Raw genomic sequence first — 21,941 nt, 5'->3', positions numbered from 1 at the left:
CCGCACGCCATCCGGGGCGCCCTCCCCGACAGCTACCAGCCAGCAGCCCGCACCGCCCTCCGGGCAAGCACGCCTTCGGGCAAGAGCAAAGCCGCTGCGCGGAGGAGTTCTCGCCGCACATGGGAGCGGCAACGGGAGCGGAAAATAGGCGCGAATCTCTTGAGTCCCCCTTTTGGGGCGCTTAAGCAGACGGTGACCGAAGGACGGAGGGGGAAAAAGCAGAGCGGGGGCGTAGCGCCCTGACAGCACGGATATCCCCGAGCGCGCGGGTAGATTGCCAAGCATTGGCGGCAAGCGCTAAAGCGTTTCGTTCGAGCTCAGTGGGAGTGCTCGCGCCCTCAGGCGCTGAGCGTGAGCCGGCCGCAGCAGATGCAGACGGCAGACTCGCGGCAGACCTAGTCGTTGCAGGCGCGAAGATGCTCGAGTTCGTCGTCGACGATATCGTCGAGTTCGCCTTCGCCGAGGCTGAAGAAGTGGCTGACTGCATCACGCCCGAGTCGCCACTCGTTTTCTTCGCTGGCATTTTGCGAGAGGCTGATGACGCGCTCGGCGACGACGCCGATACCGATCAGCGTGCACGACTCGACGCTTAGACCGCTGTCGGATTCCTGATAGAGCGCCGAAAACTCGTGGTGCGAGCGCATCGCCGCGCACAGGTTGGCGGAGAGGTTCCAGCTGCGGGCGAGCAGGTAGCCGATGACTGCGTGGTCGACGCCGTGCCGGCTGTCTTCGACGTCAGTAAACGAGGTGCTGGCACGGTTGGCCAGTTGCAACGTCGTTTTGTAGTCGGAAAAGCGCTGCATCATCAACGGGATGCCGCAATCGCGGAACAAGCCAAAGCAATACGCGGTGTCGCGCTGGCTGCCACGCAGGCGACCCGACAGGCGCGCGCACACCGCCGCGCTGAGCGCCGCACGATCCCAGAAACGCTCGAGACTCGGCGAGTTCTCCTGGCTGACGAGACGTTTGAGCAGTTCGCCGACGACTAGATTGAGAATCTGTCGGCTGCCGAGCAGCGAGAGGGCTTCGCCAATCGTCTTTGCCTTGCGTTGCAAGGCGAGCGCCGGGGAGTTGGCGACGCGGATGACGGCGGCAGAAAGGCCGACATCACGACTGATCAGCTGAGCAACACGGCGTGGATCGCAGTCGTCACTATCGAGTTCGCGGCGCAGATCGTTCAGGACGGCGGGGCAGGGAGGAATCTCAAAACCACGTAACAGCGGGGAAAGTCCTGCATCAACAAGCGTCGTCATGGCGTCCGGGAAACTATCTTATTTTGCGAAACGTTAGCATTTCTGGGGAGGTCGGCCAATATGACCAAAGGCATAGGCGAGGCCGTTCCGGGTCTCAGAGCATGGGGGCTCGCGGACGCGGCGTCAATCGAGATAACGTCGCGCGCTGACAAAGCGCTCGGCGAAGTAGCGGTTGGAGAGGCGATCGATGCGAACGCGCCCGTTTCCGCTCGATGATGGGGCGTGAATGAAGCGGTCCTCGCCGATGAAAATCGCGACATGCGAGTAGGGGCCGCTGCCGGTATTGAAGAACAGCAGATCGCCCGGTTGCAGCGCCTCGCGCGCAACCGCGTGGCCGTGCCGCGCCATGTCGGCGGCGCTGCCGGTGAGGCGGTAATCGACGGCGTGTGCGTAGATATAGGAAACCATGCCGCTGCAATCGAGCCCCGCCGAGGGATTTTTGCCGCCGAAGCGGTAGCCGGTATCGATCAGCGACAGCGAAAAGAGGACGACTTCCTGCGCACTGCTGGGAAGGCTCCGCGTCGGCGTGGCCTGTGGGGCTTCTGTGGGGATTGGCGGTGCGCTGCCGCAACCGGCGAGCGTCAGCGTCAGCAGCGTGACGGCCACCGAGGCAAACGAAACGAGGCGGCGTCGTGCGGCAAGCGCCGCGATCCAGCGTGTCGTTCCTTGAGGGAAAGGAGCCGGCGCACGCAGCTGCCCGGCGGACGAAAAGGAAGGTAGCCGAAGGAGCCACAAGCGTTGCGCAAACATGCGCGCAGTATAAACTCCGGACGCGTGACTCGCCCGTCCGGTGTGGCCTGCGCTCACGCCGCTGCGGCATGTCCGCTGCCCTTTCCCACTGCGTTTCCCGTCAGGAGGTGTGCGTGAATCCGCAAACAGGTTATCCGGTCGAGTCACTTGAAGTCGGCATGAGCGCGTCCTTGGCGAAGACAGTCACCGAGGCCGATATCGTCTTGTTCGCCGGCGTGTCGACCGACATCAATCCGCTGCACCTGAACGAGGACTACGCCGCTACGACGCCCTTCGGTGGCCGCATCGCGCAGGGCATGTTGTCTGCCGCGTTCATCTCCGCCGTGCTCGCCAACCGCTTGCCCGGGCCGGGCAGCGTCTATCTCGCGCAGTCGCTGCGCTTCAAGGCGCCGGTACGGCCGGGCGATACCGTGACGGCGACGGTGACGGTCAAGGAGGTACTGGTCGGCAAGCGCCGCTGTGTGCTCGACACGGTGTGCACCGTCAAGGGCAAGGTCGTCATCGAGGGTGAGGCGACGATGCTCTGCGTCAGCGCGGCTGCGCCGTAGCGGCTCGCGAGCCAGGGTTCAGAGCAGGACGATGTCGTACTGCTCCTGCGCGTAGCTCGGCTCGGCTTGCAGCGAGATCGGCTTGCCGATGAAGTCGGAGAGCATCGCCAGCGACTGCGATTCCTCGTCCTGAAAGAGATCGATCACCGAGGGGCCGGCCAGTACGCGCAGTTCGCGGGCGTTGAACTGGCGGGCTTCGCGCAGCAATTCGCGCAGGATTTCGTAGCCGACCGTGCGCGCTGTGCGGACTTCGCCGCGCCCCTGGCAGGTCGGGCATTCTTCGCACATGACGTGGGCCAGCGATTCGCGCGTGCGTTTGCGCGTCATTTCGACGAGGCCGAGCGCGGTGAAGCCGTTGACCGTCAATCGGGTGTGGTCGCGCGCCAGCGCCTTGTTGAACTCGCTGAGCACGGCATCGCGATGCTCGCTGCTGTCCATGTCGATGAAGTCGATGATGATGATGCCGCCGAGGTTGCGCAGGCGCAGTTGACGGGCGATGGTGACTGCCGCTTCGAGATTGGTCTTGAAGATGGTATCGGCAAAGTTGCGCACGCCAACGAAACCGCCGGTATTGACGTCGATGGTCGTCATCGCCTCGGTCTGGTCGAAGATCAGGTAGCCGCCGGATTTCAGATCGACACGGCGGGCCAGCGCCTTCTGGATTTCTTCTTCGACGCCATACAGTTCAAAGAGCGGGCGCTCGCCAAGATAGTGATCGAGTAACGGCGCGACCGTCGGCGTGTACTCGGCGGCAAACGCCGAGAGCTTCTGGAAGTTCTCGCGCGAGTCGATGGCGATGCGCGAGGTCTCGGGGTTGACGAAATCGCGCAGTACGCGCTGCGACAGCGACAGCTCCTGATAGAGCAGCGATGGCGGCGCCTCCGTCTTCGATTGCGCCTCAATGCGCCGCCAGATCATGCGCAGATAGCTGATATCGCTCGCCAGTTCGTCTTCTGATGCGCCTTCGGCCATGGTGCGGACGATGAAGCCGCCCGGTTGCTCCGCCGGCACCAGGCGGGTCAGTTTCTCGCGCAGCGCGTCACGTTCGGCGCCGCTGCCGATGCGCTGTGAAATACCGATGTGGTTGTCTTGCGGCAGATGCACGAGCATGCGCCCGGCAATCGAAATCTGCGTCGACAGGCGCGCGCCCTTGCTGCCGATCGGGTCTTTGATCACTTGCACGAGAATGCTCTGTCCCTCGGCGAGAATGCGCTCGATCGGGCGCGGTGCCTCGCCGTTCTGGCGCGTTTCCCAGATGTCGGCGACGTGCAGGAAGGCTGTTCGCTCCAGACCGATATCGATGAACGCCGACTGCATGCCCGGCAGGATGCGGCAGATACGGCCGATATAGACGTTACCGACGAGGCCCCGGTTGGCATTGCGTTCGATGTGCAATTCCTGCACCGCACCTTGATAGACGACCGCGACGCGGGTTTCCTGCGGCGTAAAGTTGATCAGGATTTCTTCGGGCATGATGTCTCGTCGTTGGCAAGGGTGGGAGCGGTGGGGCACGTCCTGGGGGCGGCAGGTAGAATGCGCCGGCGGCACGTCGAGTGCCGCGTGTGCCTCACTCGTGAGTCGTCTCCCCCTGCGGCGGGTTGCGCAAATTGTTGCGGCGTCTGCAAATCCCGGAACCGCGCGTGGCGGCGAGCCGTACGACGCCGCTCTGGTGGCGGGAGTTCCTTCGCGAATCTCGGGTCTACCCGCCGTCTTTGGCCCATTTTACTCTCTCAGCGCCCATGCCTAAGCTTCCCGAACTTCTTGCGCCCGCCGGCTCCCTGGCGATGGCGCGTGCGGCACTTGCCTACGGTGCCGACGCCATTTACGGCGGCCCGCCGCGCTACAGCCTGCGGGCGCGCAACAACGAATTCGGCGACAGCGCCGCGCTGGCGGAGGCGATCGCGGCGGCGCACGCCCTTGGGCGGCGCTTTTACCTCGTCGTCAATGCGCTGCCGCACAACGCCAAGCTGAAGAGTTTTCACGCCGATCTCGCGCCGCTCGTCGCGCTGGCGCCGGATGCCCTGATCATGGCCGACCCCGGCCTCATCCATCTGACCCGCGAAGCCTGGCCGCAGATGCCGGTTCATCTGTCGGTGCAGGCCAATACGATGAACTGGGCGAGTGTGCGTTTCTGGCGCTCGCTCGGCCTGACGCGCGTCATCCTCTCGCGCGAAATCTCGCTCGACGAGATCGCCGAAATCCGCCAGCAGTGCCCGGATGTCGAGCTGGAGGTTTTTGTGCACGGCGCGCTGTGTATCGCGCACTCCGGTCGCTGTCTGCTTTCCGGCTACTTCAATCGGCGTGACGCCAATCAGGGGACTTGTACCAACGCCTGCCGTTGGGAATACACGCTGCATCCTGGCGCCAGCGATCCGGCCGGCGACGTGCAGCCCGTGGTGGCTCCGGTGCGCGAGTGGCTGATCGAAGAGCGCCAACGCCCCGGCGAACTGATGCCGATCGAAGAAGACGAACATGGCACCTACCTCTTGAATTCGAAGGATCTGCGCGCCATCGAGCACGTGGCGAAGCTGCTCGCAGTCGGTGTCGACTCGCTGAAGATCGAAGGGCGAACCAAGTCGGCCTACTACGCGGCGCGGACGGTGCAAAGCTACCGGCGCGCCATCGACGACGCTCTTGCCGGGCGGCCGTTCGACCCGGATCTGCTCGACGTGCTCGACGGTCTGGCTAACCGTGGCTACACCGATGGTTTTTACCAGCGCCACCATGCCGCCACGACGCAGAACTACGCCAGCGGCGCTTCGGCCAATGGCACGCGGCGCTACGTCGGCGATGTGCTGGCGTTCGATGCGGCGCGTGGTTTGGCGGAAGTGGCGGTGAAGAATCGCTTCGCCGTCGGGGACCGTCTGGAAATCGTCCAGCCGTCCGGCAACCGCACGGCGACCCTCGCCCGCATGGAGGACGCCAACGGTGCCACGCAGACGGTCGCCCCCGGCGACGGGCACCGTGTCTGGGTCGATTTGCCGGCCGATTGTGCGGGGGCCTTGCTGGCGCGCTTTGAGCGCGTCGGGGACTAAGGTTCGTTCGGCTGACCGTTCAGTTCCAGCGCTCGAGGATAGCGTCGGTCGCCGCGCGATAGTCGTCGGCGCCGCGGCTATGCGGGGCGTAGTCACGTATCGGCTGCCCCGCCGCGAAGGCCTCGGCCAGCTTGATGTCGCTGCGGATGCCGGGAAGCATGCGCGAGGCTCCGAACTGCTGGGCGATGCTGTCGCTGACGCTGCGGTGCTGGCCGATCCGCGTGTCCACCATCACCGGCAGGAAACCGAGTACGCGCAGTCCCGCATTACTGCGATCCGCCGCGACGCGAAAGAGAATGCGCGCCAGCGCGCGTACGCCCTCTCCGGCGAGCGGGTGGGGTACGAAGGGCGTCAGCACGCGATCCGCTGCCGTCAGCGCATTGAGCAGCAGTGCGTCGAGCGAGGGCGGCGTGTCGAGGATCAGCGTCAGCGCTTCGTCGAGAAAGCCCTCGGCGGCGAGTGCGCGCTGCAATAGCCCGGTGTCGGCGCCGCCATGCTCGAAGCGGCTGTCGGCGGGGATCAGCGACAGCTGTGGCCACCGCGTCGGTCGCAGTGCCTGACGCAGTGTGTTGGCACCGGTGAAGAGGCCATGCGCCGAGGGAGCGTCGCGCTCGACCTTGATGCCGAAGCCCAGCGCGCAGTGCCCCTGGGAATCCAGATCGATCAGCACGACGCGTTCGCCGCGTGCGGCAATTTCGGCGGCAACGTTCACCGCGGTCGTCGTTTTTCCGGCACCGCCCTTGCGGTTACTGATGGCGAGAATGCGTGCCATCAGAACAGCTGGATCTTTGGCCCGTCGTCGCTCGTCGCCACGCCGCCGGTCACGGTGGCATGCGCGTCGCGCTGACTGGCCATCACGTAGCGATCGAGATGCTGCTCCATGCGTCGGGCGAGGGGCGTCGCCAGCGTGCCGTTCCAGCTGGCATCGCCGAGCTTGTCGGCGAGTTCGTGCAGGTGGGCGTCGAGTTCCTGCAGGGAGTGCTGCACCTGTTCGATGCGCTGCCGGACGACGTCCTGGAACTGGACGCTGCCCAGCACGCCCGACAGGCGCTCGACAATCTCGCGGCTGCTGCTCTCGACTTCGCCGAGGAAGCCGGAAAAATTGTCGCCGATGTCGGCGAAGCGGCTTTCCATCGTGCTGTTTTCGGTGATCATCTTCGACAGCCCCTGCGTGAGGTGGTCGTGCTCGATGTTGTCACGCGCGCGAGCCAGTTCTTCTTCGGCACTTTGCACTGCGGCGCTGATCTTGTCGTTGATGTTGGCGGCGACCTGGCTCGTCTGGGCCGAGAGATTGCGCACCTCGTCGGCCACGACAGCGAAGCCGCGCCCCGCTTCGCCGGCGCGCGCTGCCTCGATGCTGGCGTTGAGGGCGAGCAGGCTGGTCTGCTTGGCGATGGCGGAGACGCTGTCGACCAGCGGTACCAGTGAGCTGACTTCGTTCGCCAGCCGGCGGACGCGTTCGAGATTGCTCGCCAGCTGTTCCTGTCGGCTGGCTACCTGATCGTTGAGCGAGCCGAGCACTTCGCGGCTGAAATCGGCCTGCGTGCTGGCGGCCGCGTCGATGGCGTCGCGCGCGGCCTGAGACACATTTACGCTGCGCGTCACCAGCGCGTTGCTCAGGCGGTGCACGGCGCCGATGTTGTCGACGACTTCGGCGACGCTGTGCTCGGTCTCGCTGACGCTGCCGCCGAGTTGCTGGCAGATCACCGCGAGGTAGGGCGATACCGAATTGAGCTCGTTCTCGACGGCTTCGCGGCGTGCCCGGTTGGATGAGGTGGTGGGCTGGGCGTGCGGGGCCCGCGTCGTGTCCGGCGCCTGTGAGTTGTCGCCCAAACGCCTGCGGGCGATGAGAACGCAGAGGAGGATGCCGACGAGGGTGGCGAGCAGCGCGCTCAAGGCGCTGGCGCCACGGTTGCCAAGGCCGGCGTCCTGCCCCCAAGGGGTGAGGAACCACGCCAGTGCGACGGCTGACAGCGCGGCGAGGACGACCGCCGTTGCCAGTCGGCGCACGCTGTACGAGGGGGCAATCCGCTCTTCGTCGGCACGCATCGGTGTTCCCGTCTCAGGCGCCGGGCAGCACCTGTTTGATGACCTTGATCAGATCGGCGCCGGAGACCGGCTTCACGAGCCAGCCGGTCGCGCCGAGCTTCTTGGCTTCGTCGCGCTTCGTCGCCTGACTTTCGGTCGTCAGGGTGAGGATCGGCGTGAAGCGGTAGCCGGGCAGCGTGCGTACGTTCTTGATCAGATCCATTCCGTTCATGTTCGGCATGTTTACGTCGGTAATGATCAGGTCCGCTTTCAGTCCGCCCTTCAGCCGCGTCAGTGCCTGCAGGCCGTCGGCGGCGGTTTCCGCCTTGAAGCCGTTCATTTCCAGGGTGGTTTTGACGCTCATCAGCATGGTAGCGGAATCGTCAACGACAAGGATGGTCTTGGCCATGTTCAGGGTTCCTTGAGTGATAGGGTCAGGCGGCTTTGCGCCGTTTGCGCTTCGGCGCCGGTGCTACTGTTGGTTCCGGTGTCGGGAAGAGGGGGCGCAGCCAGTCAGCGAGGCGCGTCTCGGCGGGCCAGGCACGGACGCTGGCGTTCGCCGCCATCAGTACCTGCAGGTTGGCCGGGTGCACGTGCGTGCACGGGCCGAAATCGATGACGGCATCCGGAGTTTTTTGCAACCAATCGAGCAGCACTTCCGCTTCTTCGACCCCTACCGTGTCGACGAAGTGCGCGCAGGAATCCACGAACTGGAGTGCCATGTCAGATCAGCTCCTTCAGGTTGAGCACCAGCAGCACCGAGCCGTCGCCCATCAGGGCCGATCCGGAATACCCGGGGAGTGCGTCGAGAATGCCGTCGAGCGGCTTGAGGATGACGTCGCAGGTCTGGCGAAAGTCGTCGACGATCACGCCGACGTTGTCGCTGCCGTGGCGGACGATCAGCACCGCCAGCTCGTCGGCCTCGTTGCAGAGCGGCGGCGCCTCGATGCCGAGCAGGGTGTTGAGCGGCCGCAGGGGAACGATGCGACCGCGCAGCACGGCGGCCAGACTGTCCTTGATCGTGTGCACCGAACTGCGCGGCAGCCGGACCGTTTCGACGACGCAATCCATGGCGACACCGAAGGCCTGCCCGTCGCTTTCGATCACCATCACCTGATTGACCGCCATGGAAAGCGGTAGCGACAGGCGCAGGCAGGTACCGACGCCGACTTCGCTCTCCAGCGTGACCGTCCCGCTCACCTTCTCCAGTGCATCGCGCACGACGTCCATGCCGACGCCGCGCCCGGAGAGGTCGGAGACCTGCTCGGCGGTCGAAAAGCCGGCAGCGAAGACAAGATTGATCGCCTCCTGATCGGAGATCCGGTGCGCGGTGTCGGCGTCGATGATGCCCTTTTCGACGGCTTTGCGACGGATGTGGGCCGGGTCGATGCCGCGCCCGTCGTCGCGCACTTCGATGAGCACGCGGTCGGCTTCCTGCCGCGCCGTCAGGGCGATGCGGCCGGCTGCGGCCTTGCCGGCGGCGATACGCTCCTGCGGGTTTTCCAGACCGTGGTCGAGGCTGTTGCGCACGATGTGCACCAAGGGATCGGCCAGCGCCTCGATCACGTTCTTGTCCGCTTCGGTGTCCTCGCCCTCGACGACGAGACTGACTTCCTTGCCGAGCTTGCGCGAAATGTCGCGCACCAGCCGGGGAAAGCGCTGGAAGACGAACGACACCGGCAGCATGCGCACCTGCATGATCGCGTCGTGCATCTCTTCGGCGATGCGGTTGATCACCGCGTGTTGCGCCTTGATCTCGCGCGCCATCTCGCGGGCGCTGCTGCCGCTTTCGGCGCGGGCGGCGAGGTAGGGCAGGGCGTTCTTGGCGACGACCATTTCGCCGATCAGGTTCATCAGGCGGTCGATCTTCGCCTGGTCGACCTTGAGGGTGCGGCTGCCCGGCAGCAGATCGTCGGCGCGCCGGCCAAAGCGCGGCTCTCCCTCGCCGTCGCTGGCGGTGGTCGCCACGGGTGATGAGGCTGGCGCAGCGGCAGTAGCCGCGACTGGCGCGGCGGCCGTCGCCCCGGCCTCGGCGAGGAAGCGTTGCAAGCAGGCGGCCAGCGGGGCGGCGCTTGATGTGGCGAGCGCTTCGTTCAGTGCCTCGTCGACACGACGCGTGTCGTCTGGCCGGCCGAGCGCGCGCAGGCAGTTGCGGAGGGTGGTGGCCGCCGCGTGCAAGTGTCCGGGCAGTGCCGCAACACGGCTGGCCTGCGCCAGCACTTCGCCTTGCCAGGCCAGAATCTCCCAGGCGACCTCGTTCGCGCGCGGGAGGAGGGCAGCAGGCGTGTCAGGATCGCCGTGAGGGGGCGCCGGCGTTGCCTGGGCAGCGGCATCGGCTGTGCCCGACTGACGCCAGTCGGGCGTGGCGCCGTCGCGTATGGATTCGAGCAGCAGGCGAACTGCGCCACGTGCGGCGTGCGTGTCGAGCAGCAACAGGAGCCAGCGCAGCGCGGAAGCGAGCCAGCGTTGCGGGCTGGCGAGTTCGAGCATGACCGTCGTCGCGTGGCGCAGTGCGTCGAGACTTCCTGTCTCGAGTTGGTGCAATGCCGCGCTGGCGAAGTCCTCGCCCTCGGCGCTGTCCTTGCCGTCACCGACGGGCAAGACCAGCGCCAGCGCCGGCAGCGGGGTCAGCGTCAGTTGTTCGGGGACGTAGCGGAAATGCTGGTCGATCTCGGCGCGCGTGATGGCGAGCAGCAGGTCGAAGCGCAGCAGGCAGCGGTAGGCGTCGAGTTCGGCGAGCGGCGGCCACGCCTCGCGGGCGGTGATACGGCCCCAGAGCAGCCCCGGCGTTTGCTGGGCGAGGAAAAACGGGTCTTCGCCCTGAAAGAAGCATTGTTCGTCCGGCGTGTAGCAGAGCCAGTAGAGGCTGGCGCCGTCGTGCGCGCGCTGCCAGGCCGCGCGGCGGATGTCTTCCGGGATGGCCAGCAGTTCTTCTGCCGGCGGGGCGAGGAAGATGCTGTCCGGCGTGTTGCTGGCTACTGCTCGGGCAAGGTCGGCTGGCGCCGCTGGGGCGGCGTCGGGCGCTGAGTCGCTGTCGCTCGTCATGAACTCGCGCAGCGCGGCGGCGAGTTCGGCACCGACGCTCGCGTGTTGCGCGCCGATGGCGCCCCGGCTCTCGATCTCGTCGCAGAGCATGCCGACAAAATCCATGGCGTCGAGGAGCTGGTCGGCCAGCGCGCGCGAATAGGCGAGGCGTTCTTCGCGTACCGCGTCGAGCAGGTCTTCGCCGGCGTGCAGCACTCGCGTCATCTCGGGGAAGTCGAAGAGGCCGCTGTTGCCTTTGAGCGTGTGTACCGCCCGGAACAGCTCGTTCATCGCCTCGTTGTCGTTTGGCGCGCTTTCCAGTTGCATCAGCTTCTCGGCGATGCTTTGCAGGAAATCGCGCGCCTCGCTGAGAAACTGCGTGAGGAGCGGGTTCATGTGCTGACCTCGCCGAGCAGGGGGCGCACATGCGCGAGCAGTTGCTCCGGTCGCACCGGCTTCACCAGATAGTCGTTGGCGCCAGCGGCGGCGGCCTGCTGGCGGTCGCGCTCTTCGGCCATGGTCGAAATCATGATCGCCGGTGTCTGCGTAATCGGCTGGCTGCGCAACTCGCGCAGGAAGCCGAAGCCGTCGAGCTTGGGCGTGTTGATGTCGACGAGATAGAGGTCGAAGGGCGCTTGCAGTGCTTTTTCGAGGGCTTCAAGGCCGTTGAACGCTTCTTCCACGAGATAGCCCGCTTTTTCGAGTATCTGACGGTGATACAGGCGTACCGTCGCCGCGTCGTCGATAATCAGGATGCGTTTCATCGGGCCTCCAGCGGTTTTTGGTAGACGATCGCGTCGGGAAACTTGCGCACGCGAAACAGTGAGGACATGCGACTCATCGACTCGGAATGGCCCAGGCAGATGAAGCCGCCGGGGTTGAGCGCGTCGTAGAAGGTTTCGGCGGCGGCTTTGCGCGAGATGTCGTCGAAGTAGATGAGCAGGTTGCGGCAGAACACCACGTCGAAGCCGCGATAGGCTCGTGTGTCGGACGGGTCGGACAGATTGACGCGCGTGAACTCCACGGCGTCGCGCAAGGCGTCGCAAATCTGCCAGTTCTGTCCGACGCGGCGGAAATACTGCTGCAGATAGCGGGTCGGCATCTGCGCGACCGAGCGCGCCGAGTACAGCCCTTGCCTTGCCTGTCCGAGGATGTGCGTATCGATGTCCGAGGAGATGATTTCGACATCGACTTCGTTGATCGCAGGCCAGCACTCGAGCAGCTTGATGGCGATCGAATAGGCTTCTTCTCCGGAGGAGGAGGGGATGACCCAGATGCGGATCGGTTTCTGGTCCTGCTTGAGGCGGACGATCTCGGGCAGGATCGAATTGACGAGGCTGTCGAACTGGTATTCCTCACGGAAGAAATACGTTTCGTTGACCGTCATCAGATTGGTCAGCGTCTGCAACTCCGCATTCGATGCCTGGACGCGCAAGAGCATGAAGTAGTTGCGAAAAGACCCTGACTGGGTCGCTTCGATGCGTTCGATCAGCCGCTTGTCGACGAAATAGCGCTTCGAGTCATCAAACTGGATACCGCTTTTGCGATAGAAGAACTCCCGAAACTTCTCGAAGTCCTGTTCGCTGATGCTGATATCGGCCATGGCCTTGTGCTCAGTCCGCTGTGCGTTTGAGGGCCAGGTCGATGGCAAACTGGAGGAAGGGTTCTTCCGGAAAGCGTTGCCGCAGCGCCAGAAGGGCCGGACGCGAGGCCGTGCTGCCGGTGAGACAGAGGACGTCGACCGCGCTGGCACACACGTTGACGTTCGCCTCGTGCGAGATAAGGTCGATCAGCCAGTGTTCGACGTCCGGGTGGCGAAAGGATTCAAGAATATTGACGGCGAAGACGCGCAGGCTCGGCTCTGCATCGCCGAGGAGTTCGAGGATGATCGGCGCCGTTTCCGCCGGCGCTTCGCGCATCGCTTCGATCACCTCGTTGCGCAGTGTCGTGTCGTCGGTGCGCAGACAGTCGGCGAGGCCGGAGAGCGCGGCAATGTCGCCCAAGCGCACCAGCGTGGTCAGCATCACTTCGCGCACCGAGACTTCGTGCTCGCTTCTCAGTCTTGCCAGCAGTGCGGCAGCGAACAAGGCGCGCTGAGCATCGTTCTCGGCGTTCGCCATGTCGCGGGCGCTGCAACGGCGGGCGCTGGGGGTGCTGTCGTCGAGTGCGCGTAGCAGACCGTCGGCATCGCGTGGCCAGCGCCGCTTTTCCTCATCGGAGGGGGGCGTTTGCCCCGGCTTGATCAGAGGCATGGTTCGCTCCGTTCCCTTCCTGCCCACGCGGAGAGCTGGACAGCAATTTTGTCGGAAGGCAGAACCATGCTCGCGCCCTTGCGGGCGATGAGTTCTGCCGGCATGCCGAAGACCACGGACGACTCTTCCGATTCGGCAATCGTGCGTCCGCCGCGGCGGCGGATGTCGGTAAAGGCCTCGGCGCCATCGTTGCCCATGCCGGTCAGCATGACGCCGATCAGTTGGGCTGGTTCGACGTGCTCCAGCGCCGTGCGGCCGAGCAGTTCGACCGAGGGGTGCCAGAGGAAGCGGCCATCTTCCGGCTTGGCCAGCAGCGTCAGGCGGCCGGCGCGGCGGCTGAGGGCGACGTCGGCGCCGCCCTTGCCGATGTAGACGACGCCGGGCTCGACCGGCATCGGCTTGGCGGCCTCGACGACGCGCAACGCGCACATCCCGTCGAGCCGCTCGGCGAAGGGGCGGGTGAAACTCGCCGGCATGTGTTGGGCGACGATGATCGGCCACGGGAATTCGGCCGGCAGCAGCGGCAGGATGTCTTCCAGCGTGCGTGGCCCGCCGGTCGACACGCCGATCAGCACCAGACCGTCACCGCCGGCAAAGCTACGCGGCAGGGGGCGGGCGGTGGCGCGTGTGCGTTCCTCGCGCAAGCGGTGGGCGAGGCTCGCCGGGCGCGCATTTTTGAGGCGTGCCCGCGCGGCGGCGCGCACCTTGCCGATCAGCAGGTCGCTGATCTCCTTGATCGACAGCGAGATGGTGCCGCCGGGTTTGGCAACGTAGTCGACAGCGCCGAGGTTGAGCGCCTCAAAGGTGGCGAGCGCGCCCTTGTCGGTCAGCGAGGAGACCATGACAACCGGCGCCGCTCGCTGCGCCATGAGCAGCGATAGCGCGGTGAGGCCATCCATCTCGGGCATGTTGATGTCGAGGGTGATGACATCCGGCTGGAAATTGAGGTTCTCGTCGAGCGCTTCGCGCCCGTTGCGGGCAAGGCGAATCTCGAAATCGCCTTCGGCGCTGAACAGGGTGTTCAACTGGCGGCGCATCAGCGCGGAATCGTCAACGATGAGCAGCTTGATCATGCCGGGGTCTCGGTGAAGCCGTGGAGTGGGACGGTTCTGGTGCGGCGGAGGTGCGGCGCTCCGGCCCATCTGGCAGGTGCGAGCGCCCCCGTTCGGTCGGTTGATGCTGGATGATCAGGCGGCCAGAGCGGCGAGCTCCTTGAATTCGTTGAGAGTGTCGAGATCCTCGTTTTCGATCAGGCGGGCCGGATCGATCAGTTGCACCATGCGCTTTTGCTTCTCCAGATTGGCCATGCGTGCCAGCAGCTTGGCCTGTTCGCCGGACAGGCAGGGCGCCGGTTCGATGGCCGATTTGTGGATCTTCAGCACTTCGGCGACCGAGTCGACGATGAAGCCGGTACGTACACCGGCGATCAGGAAGACGATCACGCGCTGCCGGTCGGAGCGCTCCACCGCCGGCAGGCCGAGCCGTCGGCGCAAGTCGATGACCGGCAGCACGATGCCGCGCAGATTGATCACGCCCTCGACGAAGGGCGGCGCTTTTGGCACATGCGTCAGCTCCTCCGGGACGCGCACGATCTCCTGCACGCTGTCGATGGGCGCCCCGAACTCTTCCTTGTCGAGGCGAAACACGACGAGCTGCTCCTCGTCGTCGAGTTCGTCGTCGTCCGTGACGGCGGCGGTGTTTTCCTGCTGCAGAGTGTCCACGGTGTCGAGCGCCTCCCGAATGGCCGAGTGATTGAAGAGTGCCTGCGCCGAAATGATCGACACCAGACGCTTGCCGCCGTCGAGCCGGCAGATGCTGGTGATGTCGGCGAGATTACCGGTGCGCTGCATCAGCGCCGGCATGGCGTCGACGTCATGCCGGGCGACGCGCAAGACCTCGTTCACGCTGTCCATGACCAGCCCGACGTTGGCGTCACCGAGCGCGACGACGACGATACGGCTGCGCTCGTCGGTGTCGCGCGTGGGCAGTCCGAACAGGCTGCGCAGGCTGGCCAAGGGCAGCAGGCGGTTGCGCAGCGTCATCACGCCGAGCATGTGCGCGGCGGCGCGCGGCACATGCGCGATTTCTTCGGGTGCCTGGACGATCTCGTGCACATCCTCGATGGCGATGGCGTACTCCTGTCCGGCGACCTCAAAGCTCACCAGCTGCAATTCGTCGGCGTCGGCCTCGTCGTCGTTATCGCGCGTCCCGCTGCCCAGCGCTGTCGCGCCGCCCTGGCGGGCCAGTTCGGCGATGGTGGCGAACTCGGCTTCGATCAGGCGTGCGAAGTCGAGCACCATGATCATCGCGTGGCCGCCGGCATCCTTGATCATTCCCGCCAGCAGGTCGGTGTTGACGGCGGAGCGCAGCGAGCCGATTTCCTCGATACGCGCCGGATCGACGCCGACGACGCTGGAGACGCGGTCGACGACGAAGCCGAGCGGCTGACCGAGATCGATGACCAGCGCGCGCGTCGCGTCGTCGTCGGCCTTTTCTTCGATGCCGAAGAGGCGGCGTAGGCTGATGATGGGCAGCACCTTGCCGCGCAGGTTGGCGAGTCCGTTCAGGCTCGCGGGTGCCAGCGGCACCCGCACGGTATCCGGCACGCGGATGATCTCCTGCACTGGCGCCATGTCGACGGCAAAGACCTCGTCGCCGGCGATGAAGGTCACGTATTGGCGCAGGTCGCTACTGACTTCGCTTGCGTCTTCCGCCGGGGAGGACTGGGAATTTCCACCGGCTTCATGGCCGGTGTCGTTCGCATCGTGGCTCATGATCGTCTCCCGCCTCAGGCGCTTTGCAGTTCGTCGGCCAGCGATGCGATTTCTTCGATGGCGGCGGCCAGTTCCTCGGCGCCCTGCGATTGCTGCTTGGCGGCGGCCGAGGCTTCGGTGGCCGCTTTGTCGGCTTCCTGGGCGGCGGCGGAGATCTGCTCGATACCGGTCTTCACCTGCGTAACGGCAGCGGCGATTTCCTCAGAGGCGGTGAGGATCTCGCGGGCGCCGGAGTCGACGACGGCAATGTCGTTTTCGATGGTGACAAGCCCTGCGGTAACGGTCTTCGCCGTTTCGACTTCACGGCTGGCGGCATTCATGATTTCGTCGAGATCGCGGCCGACGGTACCGATCTGGTCCTGTACCGCCTTGACCAGATCCTTGATGCGGTCGGCGTTTTCGGCCGAGTCGTGGGCGAGGTTGCGAATGTCGGTGGCGACAACGACAAAGCCTTTGCCGAACTCGCCGGCGCGGGCCGCTTCAATCGAGCCGTTCACAGCGAGCATGTTGGTCTGGATCGATACCGTGGTGATCGCATCGACGATCTTGTCGATGCGCCGTGATACCAGTTCGAGCGCCTTGATCTGCCGCAGGCTGTCGCGCGAGGCGTCGACCGAGGCGAGAATGCCGGCGACCAGATTGTCGACGGCAGTCTTGTTGTTGCCCAGCAAGCCACGAATGGCCTCGATCCGTGTGGCGCTGTCTTGCGCCCGCTGGCGGGCCAGATCGACGCCACGCTGGATTTGTACGATGGCAGCCGCCGATTCCTCCGATCCCGCCGCCTGCACTTCGGCGCCTTTCCGGATCTGCTCGATGGCGGCCATGATCTGCGCGCCGGAGCGGTTGATCTCCTGAACCGCCGACGACAGCTCTTCGGCGGCGGAGGCGACTTCCTCGGCGCTCTTGGCGACGTCGGTCGAGTTTTTCAGATCCTCGGCCAGCTCCGACAGGCTTTGTGCGGCCTGCTCACATTGGCCGAGCGCCTGGCTTTGCTCCTCGACCGTTTTCGCCGATTCTTCGGCGGCGGCGGATTGTTCCTCGGCGGCGGCGGCGATGTCTTCCGAGCCTTTCAGTGCCTGCTGCGCGGCGACGACCGATTGCTGCGCGCCGGCGGCGATTTCGATGGTGCTTTTGACGATTTCGCTGGTGTCGAGACGAATCTGTTCGAGCTGGACGTTGATGGTCTTGCCATTTTCCACTTCGCTTTGCACGGCGGTGGCGGAGGCGCCGATGCCGTCGGCGATGACTTTCACTTCCTGCTGGATTTGTCCGACCAGATCCTGAATCTGCTTCGCGCTTTTTTCGGAGGTTTCGGCCAGCGTTCGCACTTCGTCGGCAACGACGGCAAAGCCCTTGCCGTGCTTGCCGGCGCGGGCCGCTTCGATGGCGGCATTCAGCGCCAGCAGATTGGTCTGGTCGGCGATGCGCGCCACCGCTTTGACGATATCGCCGATGTTGGCCGCCTGCTTTTCCAGTTCGCCGACCATCTCGACGGAATTCTTCTGGCGTTGTGCGGCGACGCCGACGTTGCCGACCAGCGTACCGACATCGCTGCCGATGCTGACAATGAGTGCCTGTGTCGTCTCGGCCTTGGTCTTGCCGACTTCGGCGCTTTGCAGCTGCCGGCCGATGGCGGTTGTGACCTGCTTGAAGGCCGCCAGCGATTCCTGAGCGGCGCCCGACGCTTCTTCAGCACCGGTGGCGATCTGGTCGGCGGCACGCTTGAGTTCCTCGGCGGCGGAAGCCGCCTCGTTGATCCCGGAAGCCAGTTGCGCGGTGGCGGCGGCAATCCGTTCGGCGGCCTGCTGCTGCTTGGCGAGGGTGCGTGCGCGCTTGCGTTGTGCCTCCGCATCGCGTGCCGCTGCGTGGGCATTGCGCCCTTCGCTGCTGCCAGTGGGGGCGGGAGTGCCTGCTTTCTTGACGAGGGCCATGACGAATCTCCGGGAGGGATGTGAAAGAACGTCGATATTCCTGACGGTTAACAGGAAACGCTGTGCCTGCCCGAAGTGGGGGCCTCGCTGCCTGGTAATGGCGGTGCACGGGAGGGGGTTTGGCTTTTTATTTCAGATAGTTCGCCCTGGATGATTTTTCTGGCATATGCGCATCTGGGTATGCCAAGTGACCCTGCTCGGGGGCAACAGTTCCTTGATGCCGTTGAAATGAGCGGAGTCGCAGGCGACGGCGCGCCAGCCTCGCGTTCAGGAGGGGGCTTCGCGATGTGGCGGGCGGCGGCAGGCATGGCGCGCGGCCGTCTGGCGTGCCGGATGAGGCCGCCCGGGAGGGCGGTGGTCCTTGACGGGCGTACTGCGGCTTAAAGGTTTGCCGGGGGCGGTGGCGCGGTCAACTGACGCAGCAGTTGCGTCGTCTCGTAGAGCGGCAAGCCCATGACGCCGGTGTAGCTGCCGACGAGATGGCGGACGAAGGCGCCGGCGCGTCCCTGAATGCCGTAGGCGCCAGCTTTGTCGAAGGCTTCGCCGCTGGCGACGTAGCGGGCGATGTCGTCATCGCCAAGCTCGCCAAACGTTACTTCGCTGATCGACAGCACGTGCTCGATCTGTGTGGCGGTGGCGACGGTCACCGCCGTCAGTACGCGGTGCGTCGAACCGGAGAGGCGACGCAGGATGGCACAGGCGTCGGCGGCGTCGGCCGGTTTGCCGATGATGTCACCTTCAAACTCGAGGGTGGTGTCCGCCGCGAGCACCGGCTGTGCCGGCAGGCCGCGCCAGACGACCAGACGCTGCCCGTGGGCTGCCTTGGCGCGCGAGACGCGCACGACATAGGCTGTCGCCTCCTCTCCCGGGAAGGGCGTCTCGTCGATCTCCGGGTCTTCGCGCGGCGGGCCGCGAAAGGCGATAAGGTCAAAATCGATGCCGATCTGCGTCAGCAGTTCGCGTCGGCGCGGGCTGCGCGAGGCGAGATGGATGCGCGTTGCCGCGGGGGTCGGCAAGGATGCGTCGCGCATTCAGCCCTCGCGGTGATAGGGATGGTTGCGCACGACGCTGATCGCGCGATAGAGCTGCTCGCAGAGGACGAGCCGCGCCATGGCGTGCGGCAGGGTCAGGCTGGAGAGACGGATCCGCCGCTCGGCGGCGCGCTTGATCTCGCCATCGATGCCGTCGGCACCGCCGATGACGAAGGCCGTATCGCGGCCGTCCTGCATCCATTCGCGCAGGTGTTGCGCGAGCGCCAGCGTGGTGAGGTCGTCGCCGCGCTCGTCGAGGACGATGAGGCGCGGATAGGCGGTGAGGGCGGCGTTCAGGCGCGTCGCCTCGGCGGCCAGCAGTTGTTCGCGGGTTTTGCCGTGGCGCGGTTCGGGCTTGATTTCGCTGACGCTCACCGGCAGCTCGCGCGGCATCCGGCGCAGGTATTCGTTACAGCCGTCAGCGACCCAGTCGGGCATCTTGTGGCCGACGGCGAGGATGCCAAGCTTCATGCGGCGGGCGTCTGGGCGGCCTCGCTGTCATCGGCCGGCGGCAGCGGTGCGGCGCTACGACGCAGCCGGGTCGGCGTCTCGCCGCCCCAGAGTTCTTCGAGGCTGTAGTAGGCGCGCACGGCGGGCTGCATGACGTGAACGACGATTTCGCCCAGATCGACGAGCACCCATTCGCCGTTGTCTTCGCCTTCGCTCGCCAGTACCTGACCGCCGGCTTCGCGCACTTTTTCCTGCACGTTGTGCGCCAGCGATTTCACTTGCCGACTGGAGTCGCCGCTGGCGACGATCAGTCGCTCGAAGAGCGCGGTCAGGCGGTGTGTGTTGAGCACGGTGATGTCGTGGCCCTTGATGTCTTCGAGGGCGTCGACGACGATTTTTTCCAGCGTGCTGATATCCATAGGCGGCTTCATTCCTTGCAGTAGAGGTGTTCGCGCCGAATATAGTCGATTACGGCGTCGGGCAGGAGGTAACGGGCGCTGCGCGCGTTGCGCAGCAGGGTGCGGATCTGTGTCGCCGAGATATCGAGCTGCGTCATGGCGAACGAGACGATGTGCCCGGCGGGTGCTTCGCGCAGAACTTCCGGCGAGGCGCGGTAGCGGGCGCGGAAAACCTCGGCGAGGGCGGGCGGCAGGTTGCCCGGTTCGATCGGGAAGCCGGGGCGGTGGGCGATGGCGATGTGCGCCAGCGCGAAGAGGTCTGTCCAGTCGCGCCAATCGGGCAGCCCGGCAAAGGCGTCCGCGCCGAGCAGCAGCACCAGCGGTCGTTCGCCGGTACCGCTGGCTTCCTGACGCAGGCGGCGCAGCGTCGGCACGGTGTAGCTGGGCTGCGCGCTGGCGACTTCGGTGGCGTCGAGCGTGAAGCGCGGGTTCCGGGCGATGGCCAGTTGCACCATCGCCAGCCGATTTTGCGCGTTGACCGAGGGGGTTTCCCGGTGCGTCGGCTGGCCGGCGGGAATCCAGCGAACTTCGCTCAAGCCGAGCCGGTCGGCGGCTTCTTCGGCCAGCCGCAGATGCCCCAGATGCACCGGATCGAAGGTGCCGCCGAAGAGACCCGTCACACCGCCGGCAGTCGCCGGGGAATCAGACGTGGATATCGGTGGCATTGTCGGAATCGCTGGCAACGCGGACGACGAAGACATCACGATAGCTCGCGTAAAAGCTGGCGAACAGCGTCGGCGCGAGCAGCATGAGCATGGGCAGCGTCATGACTTTTGCGATCGCGCCGCTACTCTCGTCGAGGAAGGCCGTGCCAAGTCCGAGCAGCACGCCCGGCACGAGGACGGCGAAGACCACCGTCGCCGCGCCGTAGCCGAGGAATGCCCGCCAGTTGCGCAGGCAGGCAAAGAGGCTGAAAAACAGCGACTTGCCCGCTGGCAGTTCGTGCCAGGCTACCAGCACCGGCGCGTACCAGTACGCCATGAACAGGGGCGACATGAAGAGCAGCGTCATCTGCGCCGCGATGAGCAGATCGCTGCTGGCGAGCGCTTCTTCGGCGGGGGCTTCGCCGAGCAGCATCCAGCGCAGCAGCAGACCGCCGTCGGCGAGCGACGAGAGCGCGAGGATCGCCGCGCTGATCAGCAGGTAGAGCAGCCCGAGAAGCAGCAAGGTACGCGCCGATTCCTGCATGCCGGCGAACAGGCGCGCCGGTGTCAGCGGCTGCTGCTGATCGAGGGCACGGCAGGCGTTCATCAGGGTAACGGAGAAGAGCGGCATGAGCAGCGTCGCCAGCGCACCGCCGGCCATCGGCACGCTGTTGATCAGCGCCAGCACGGCCCAGTAGGTGAAAACGAGGAAGACGAGCAACAGCGGGTTGCGCCGGAACACGCGAAAGCCCTCGCCGAACCAGCGCCAGCCTTGGCGGGCGGAGAGAGTCAGTGCTTGCATGGCGACGTCTTACTCGGAGAAATCAGGGCAAGGATCATGGGGCGGCGGTGGGCAAATGAAGTCAGCGACGAAAGCGCGACATGTTAAGGCAAGCCGGCGCGCACTGCATGGGGGCGGCTGGCCGGCGCATGCGGGGCAAGAGCGCCAAGCCGTCAGTGCAAAATCAGTCTGGCGACGTCGGCGGATGCCCGCGCTGGCTAGGCGCCGATAAAAATGTCGCGGTAGGCGGCGTAGGTGGCACCGGCCAGCACCGGGCCGAGGACGAGAAAACCAAGGCCGGCGGGCAGCGCGGCAAAGAAGGCGAGAACCAGCGTCAGCAGGCCAAAGACGAGAAAGACCGGGGCGTTTTTCAGGCAGGCGCTGAAGCTTGCCTTCAAGGCCGGCAGCGGCGCCATGGCGTGAAAGCTGACCAGCGCCGGCGCGAAGCAGATCGCCATCAGCAAGGGCGCCGAGAGCACCAGCCAGAGCAGCGCAGCGACCATCAGCCCGCCAAAGGCGAGCCCGAATCCGGCCGGTCGGCCGACGGCCAGCGCGCTGGCCAGACTGCCGCCCGCCAGCACGAAGACAATCGCGCCAATGAGGAACATGCCCAGCATGAAGAGAACGCCAAGCAGGATCAGCGGCCCGGTGTTCTGGCGAAAGCCGGCGAACAGATCGGCAATGGCCGGCATCTCGCCGTCGGCGGTGCGGCGGCAGGCGGTGAGCAGACCGGCTATGAATACCGGCAGCAGCAAATTGGCGGCCAGTTGCCCCACCAGCGGGACGATCGACAGCCCGAGCATGGCGACGATGAAGAGCACGGCGATCCCGATCCACACCCCCGGATTGCCGGTGAAGAGCAGCCAGCCAAGACGCAGCCAGGCAAACGCGGCGTCGATGGGCGCGCGGCGGCTGGCGCCGGCAAAGGGCGGCGCGGCCAGCGGGAAGGCGTCGGGCTGCGTACTCATCGCTGGCCCTGCGG

Annotated in this window: 22 protein-coding genes; 2 read left to right on the top strand and 20 right to left on the bottom strand. The window is 65.6% G+C overall.

Translation table 11 applies throughout. The features are described 5' to 3' along the window. Positions 1-395 precede the first annotated feature (395 nt). Positions 396-1,253 (bottom strand): HDOD domain-containing protein, encoded by an 858-nt coding sequence (locus GHK24_RS12505; protein WP_153473217.1) that lies wholly within the window; start codon positions 1,251-1,253, stop codon positions 396-398. 123 nt (positions 1,254-1,376) lie between these two features. Then, positions 1,377-2,003, bottom strand: coding sequence for a C40 family peptidase (locus tag GHK24_RS12500; RefSeq protein ID WP_153473216.1), 627 nt, complete (start codon positions 2,001-2,003; stop codon positions 1,377-1,379). Positions 2,004-2,161: 158 nt separating this feature from the next. Here GHK24_RS12500 and GHK24_RS12495 point away from each other — a divergent pair, with 158 nt between their 5' ends. Then, positions 2,162-2,551 carry a MaoC family dehydratase gene (locus tag GHK24_RS12495; RefSeq protein WP_228384693.1) on the top strand — a complete coding sequence of 130 codons (390 nt, stop codon included), beginning with the start codon at positions 2,162-2,164 and terminating at the stop codon, positions 2,549-2,551. 18 nt (positions 2,552-2,569) lie between these two features. Here the strand turns inward: GHK24_RS12495 and rng are convergent, their stop codons facing one another. Beyond that, positions 2,570-4,024, bottom strand: a complete 1,455-nt coding sequence (rng, locus tag GHK24_RS12490; RefSeq protein WP_153473214.1) for a ribonuclease G — start codon at positions 4,022-4,024, stop codon at positions 2,570-2,572. 266 nt (positions 4,025-4,290) lie between these two features. Here rng and trhP point away from each other — a divergent pair, with 266 nt between their 5' ends. Then, complete coding sequence (gene trhP / locus GHK24_RS12485; RefSeq protein ID WP_153473213.1) at positions 4,291-5,586, top strand: prephenate-dependent tRNA uridine(34) hydroxylase TrhP; 1,296 nt, start codon at positions 4,291-4,293, stop codon at positions 5,584-5,586. Positions 5,587-5,605: 19 nt separating this feature from the next. Here the strand turns inward: trhP and GHK24_RS12480 are convergent, their stop codons facing one another. The 17 genes from GHK24_RS12480 to GHK24_RS12400 form a co-directional block, all read right to left on the bottom strand. Beyond that, positions 5,606-6,358: a ParA family protein gene (locus GHK24_RS12480; RefSeq protein ID WP_153473212.1), complete on the bottom strand. Its 753-nt coding sequence runs from the start codon at positions 6,356-6,358 to the stop codon at positions 5,606-5,608. After that, positions 6,358-7,635 carry a methyl-accepting chemotaxis protein gene (locus GHK24_RS12475; protein ID WP_153473211.1) on the bottom strand — a complete coding sequence of 426 codons (1,278 nt, stop codon included), beginning with the start codon at positions 7,633-7,635 and terminating at the stop codon, positions 6,358-6,360. Before GHK24_RS12475 ends, GHK24_RS12480 begins: the two co-directional genes overlap by 1 nt. Positions 7,636-7,648: 13 nt before the next feature. Beyond that, positions 7,649-8,023 carry a response regulator gene (locus GHK24_RS12470; protein WP_153473210.1) on the bottom strand — a complete coding sequence of 125 codons (375 nt, stop codon included), beginning with the start codon at positions 8,021-8,023 and terminating at the stop codon, positions 7,649-7,651. A 25-nt stretch (positions 8,024-8,048) separates the two neighbouring features. Beyond that, the gene (locus tag GHK24_RS12465; protein ID WP_194286425.1) at positions 8,049-8,336 is read right to left on the bottom strand and encodes a hypothetical protein; all 288 of its coding nucleotides are present in this window, start codon (positions 8,334-8,336) and stop codon (positions 8,049-8,051) included. Position 8,337: 1 nt separating this feature from the next. Beyond that, complete coding sequence (locus tag GHK24_RS12460; RefSeq protein ID WP_153473209.1) at positions 8,338-11,034, bottom strand: chemotaxis protein CheA; 2,697 nt, start codon at positions 11,032-11,034, stop codon at positions 8,338-8,340. Then, positions 11,031-11,402 carry a response regulator transcription factor gene (locus GHK24_RS12455; protein ID WP_153473208.1) on the bottom strand — a complete coding sequence of 124 codons (372 nt, stop codon included), beginning with the start codon at positions 11,400-11,402 and terminating at the stop codon, positions 11,031-11,033. The genes GHK24_RS12460 and GHK24_RS12455 overlap by 4 nt, the downstream gene beginning before the upstream one ends. Further along, positions 11,399-12,241 (bottom strand): CheR family methyltransferase, encoded by an 843-nt coding sequence (locus tag GHK24_RS12450; protein WP_153473207.1) that lies wholly within the window; start codon positions 12,239-12,241, stop codon positions 11,399-11,401. The genes GHK24_RS12455 and GHK24_RS12450 overlap by 4 nt, the downstream gene beginning before the upstream one ends. 10 nt (positions 12,242-12,251) lie before the next feature. Beyond that, entirely contained in the window at positions 12,252-12,890 is a 639-nt protein-coding gene (locus tag GHK24_RS12445) for a HEAT repeat domain-containing protein (protein ID WP_153473206.1), read from the bottom strand. Further along, a complete protein-coding gene (gene cheB, locus GHK24_RS12440) occupies positions 12,881-13,963 on the bottom strand; it encodes a chemotaxis-specific protein-glutamate methyltransferase CheB (RefSeq protein WP_153473205.1) in 1,083 nt (360 codons plus the stop codon). The genes GHK24_RS12445 and cheB overlap by 10 nt, the downstream gene beginning before the upstream one ends. A gap of 114 nt (positions 13,964-14,077) precedes the next feature. Next, on the bottom strand, positions 14,078-15,664 hold the full coding sequence (locus GHK24_RS12435) for a chemotaxis protein CheW (RefSeq protein ID WP_153473204.1): 1,587 nt from the start codon (positions 15,662-15,664) through the stop codon (positions 14,078-14,080). A 14-nt stretch (positions 15,665-15,678) separates the two neighbouring features. After that, the gene (locus GHK24_RS12430) at positions 15,679-17,595 is read right to left on the bottom strand and encodes a methyl-accepting chemotaxis protein (protein ID WP_153473203.1); all 1,917 of its coding nucleotides are present in this window, start codon (positions 17,593-17,595) and stop codon (positions 15,679-15,681) included. 380 nt (positions 17,596-17,975) lie between these two features. Continuing rightward, positions 17,976-18,626 (bottom strand): Maf family protein, encoded by a 651-nt coding sequence (locus GHK24_RS12425; protein ID WP_153473202.1) that lies wholly within the window; start codon positions 18,624-18,626, stop codon positions 17,976-17,978. After that, on the bottom strand, positions 18,627-19,097 hold the full coding sequence (gene rlmH / locus GHK24_RS12420; RefSeq protein ID WP_153473201.1) for a 23S rRNA (pseudouridine(1915)-N(3))-methyltransferase RlmH: 471 nt from the start codon (positions 19,095-19,097) through the stop codon (positions 18,627-18,629). Next, a complete protein-coding gene (gene rsfS, locus GHK24_RS12415) occupies positions 19,094-19,495 on the bottom strand; it encodes a ribosome silencing factor (RefSeq protein ID WP_153473200.1) in 402 nt (133 codons plus the stop codon). The genes rlmH and rsfS overlap by 4 nt, the downstream gene beginning before the upstream one ends. Positions 19,496-19,503: 8 nt before the next feature. Then, a complete protein-coding gene (nadD, locus tag GHK24_RS12410; RefSeq protein ID WP_153473199.1) occupies positions 19,504-20,199 on the bottom strand; it encodes a nicotinate-nucleotide adenylyltransferase in 696 nt (231 codons plus the stop codon). Further along, entirely contained in the window at positions 20,177-20,980 is an 804-nt protein-coding gene (locus GHK24_RS12405; RefSeq protein WP_153473198.1) for a BPSS1780 family membrane protein, read from the bottom strand. The genes nadD and GHK24_RS12405 overlap by 23 nt, the downstream gene beginning before the upstream one ends. Positions 20,981-21,177: 197 nt before the next feature. After that, positions 21,178-21,927 carry a BPSS1780 family membrane protein gene (locus GHK24_RS12400; RefSeq protein ID WP_153473197.1) on the bottom strand — a complete coding sequence of 250 codons (750 nt, stop codon included), beginning with the start codon at positions 21,925-21,927 and terminating at the stop codon, positions 21,178-21,180. Positions 21,928-21,941: the final 14 nt, after the last annotated feature.

Origin of the sequence: Rhodocyclus gracilis, from assembly GCF_009617575.1 — a bacterium.
GTDB classification, from domain to species: Bacteria; Pseudomonadota; Gammaproteobacteria; order Burkholderiales; family Rhodocyclaceae; genus Rhodocyclus; species Rhodocyclus gracilis.
The sequence above is the reverse complement of the archived record's forward strand: the minus strand, read 5'-3'. Positions and strand labels throughout refer to the sequence as shown.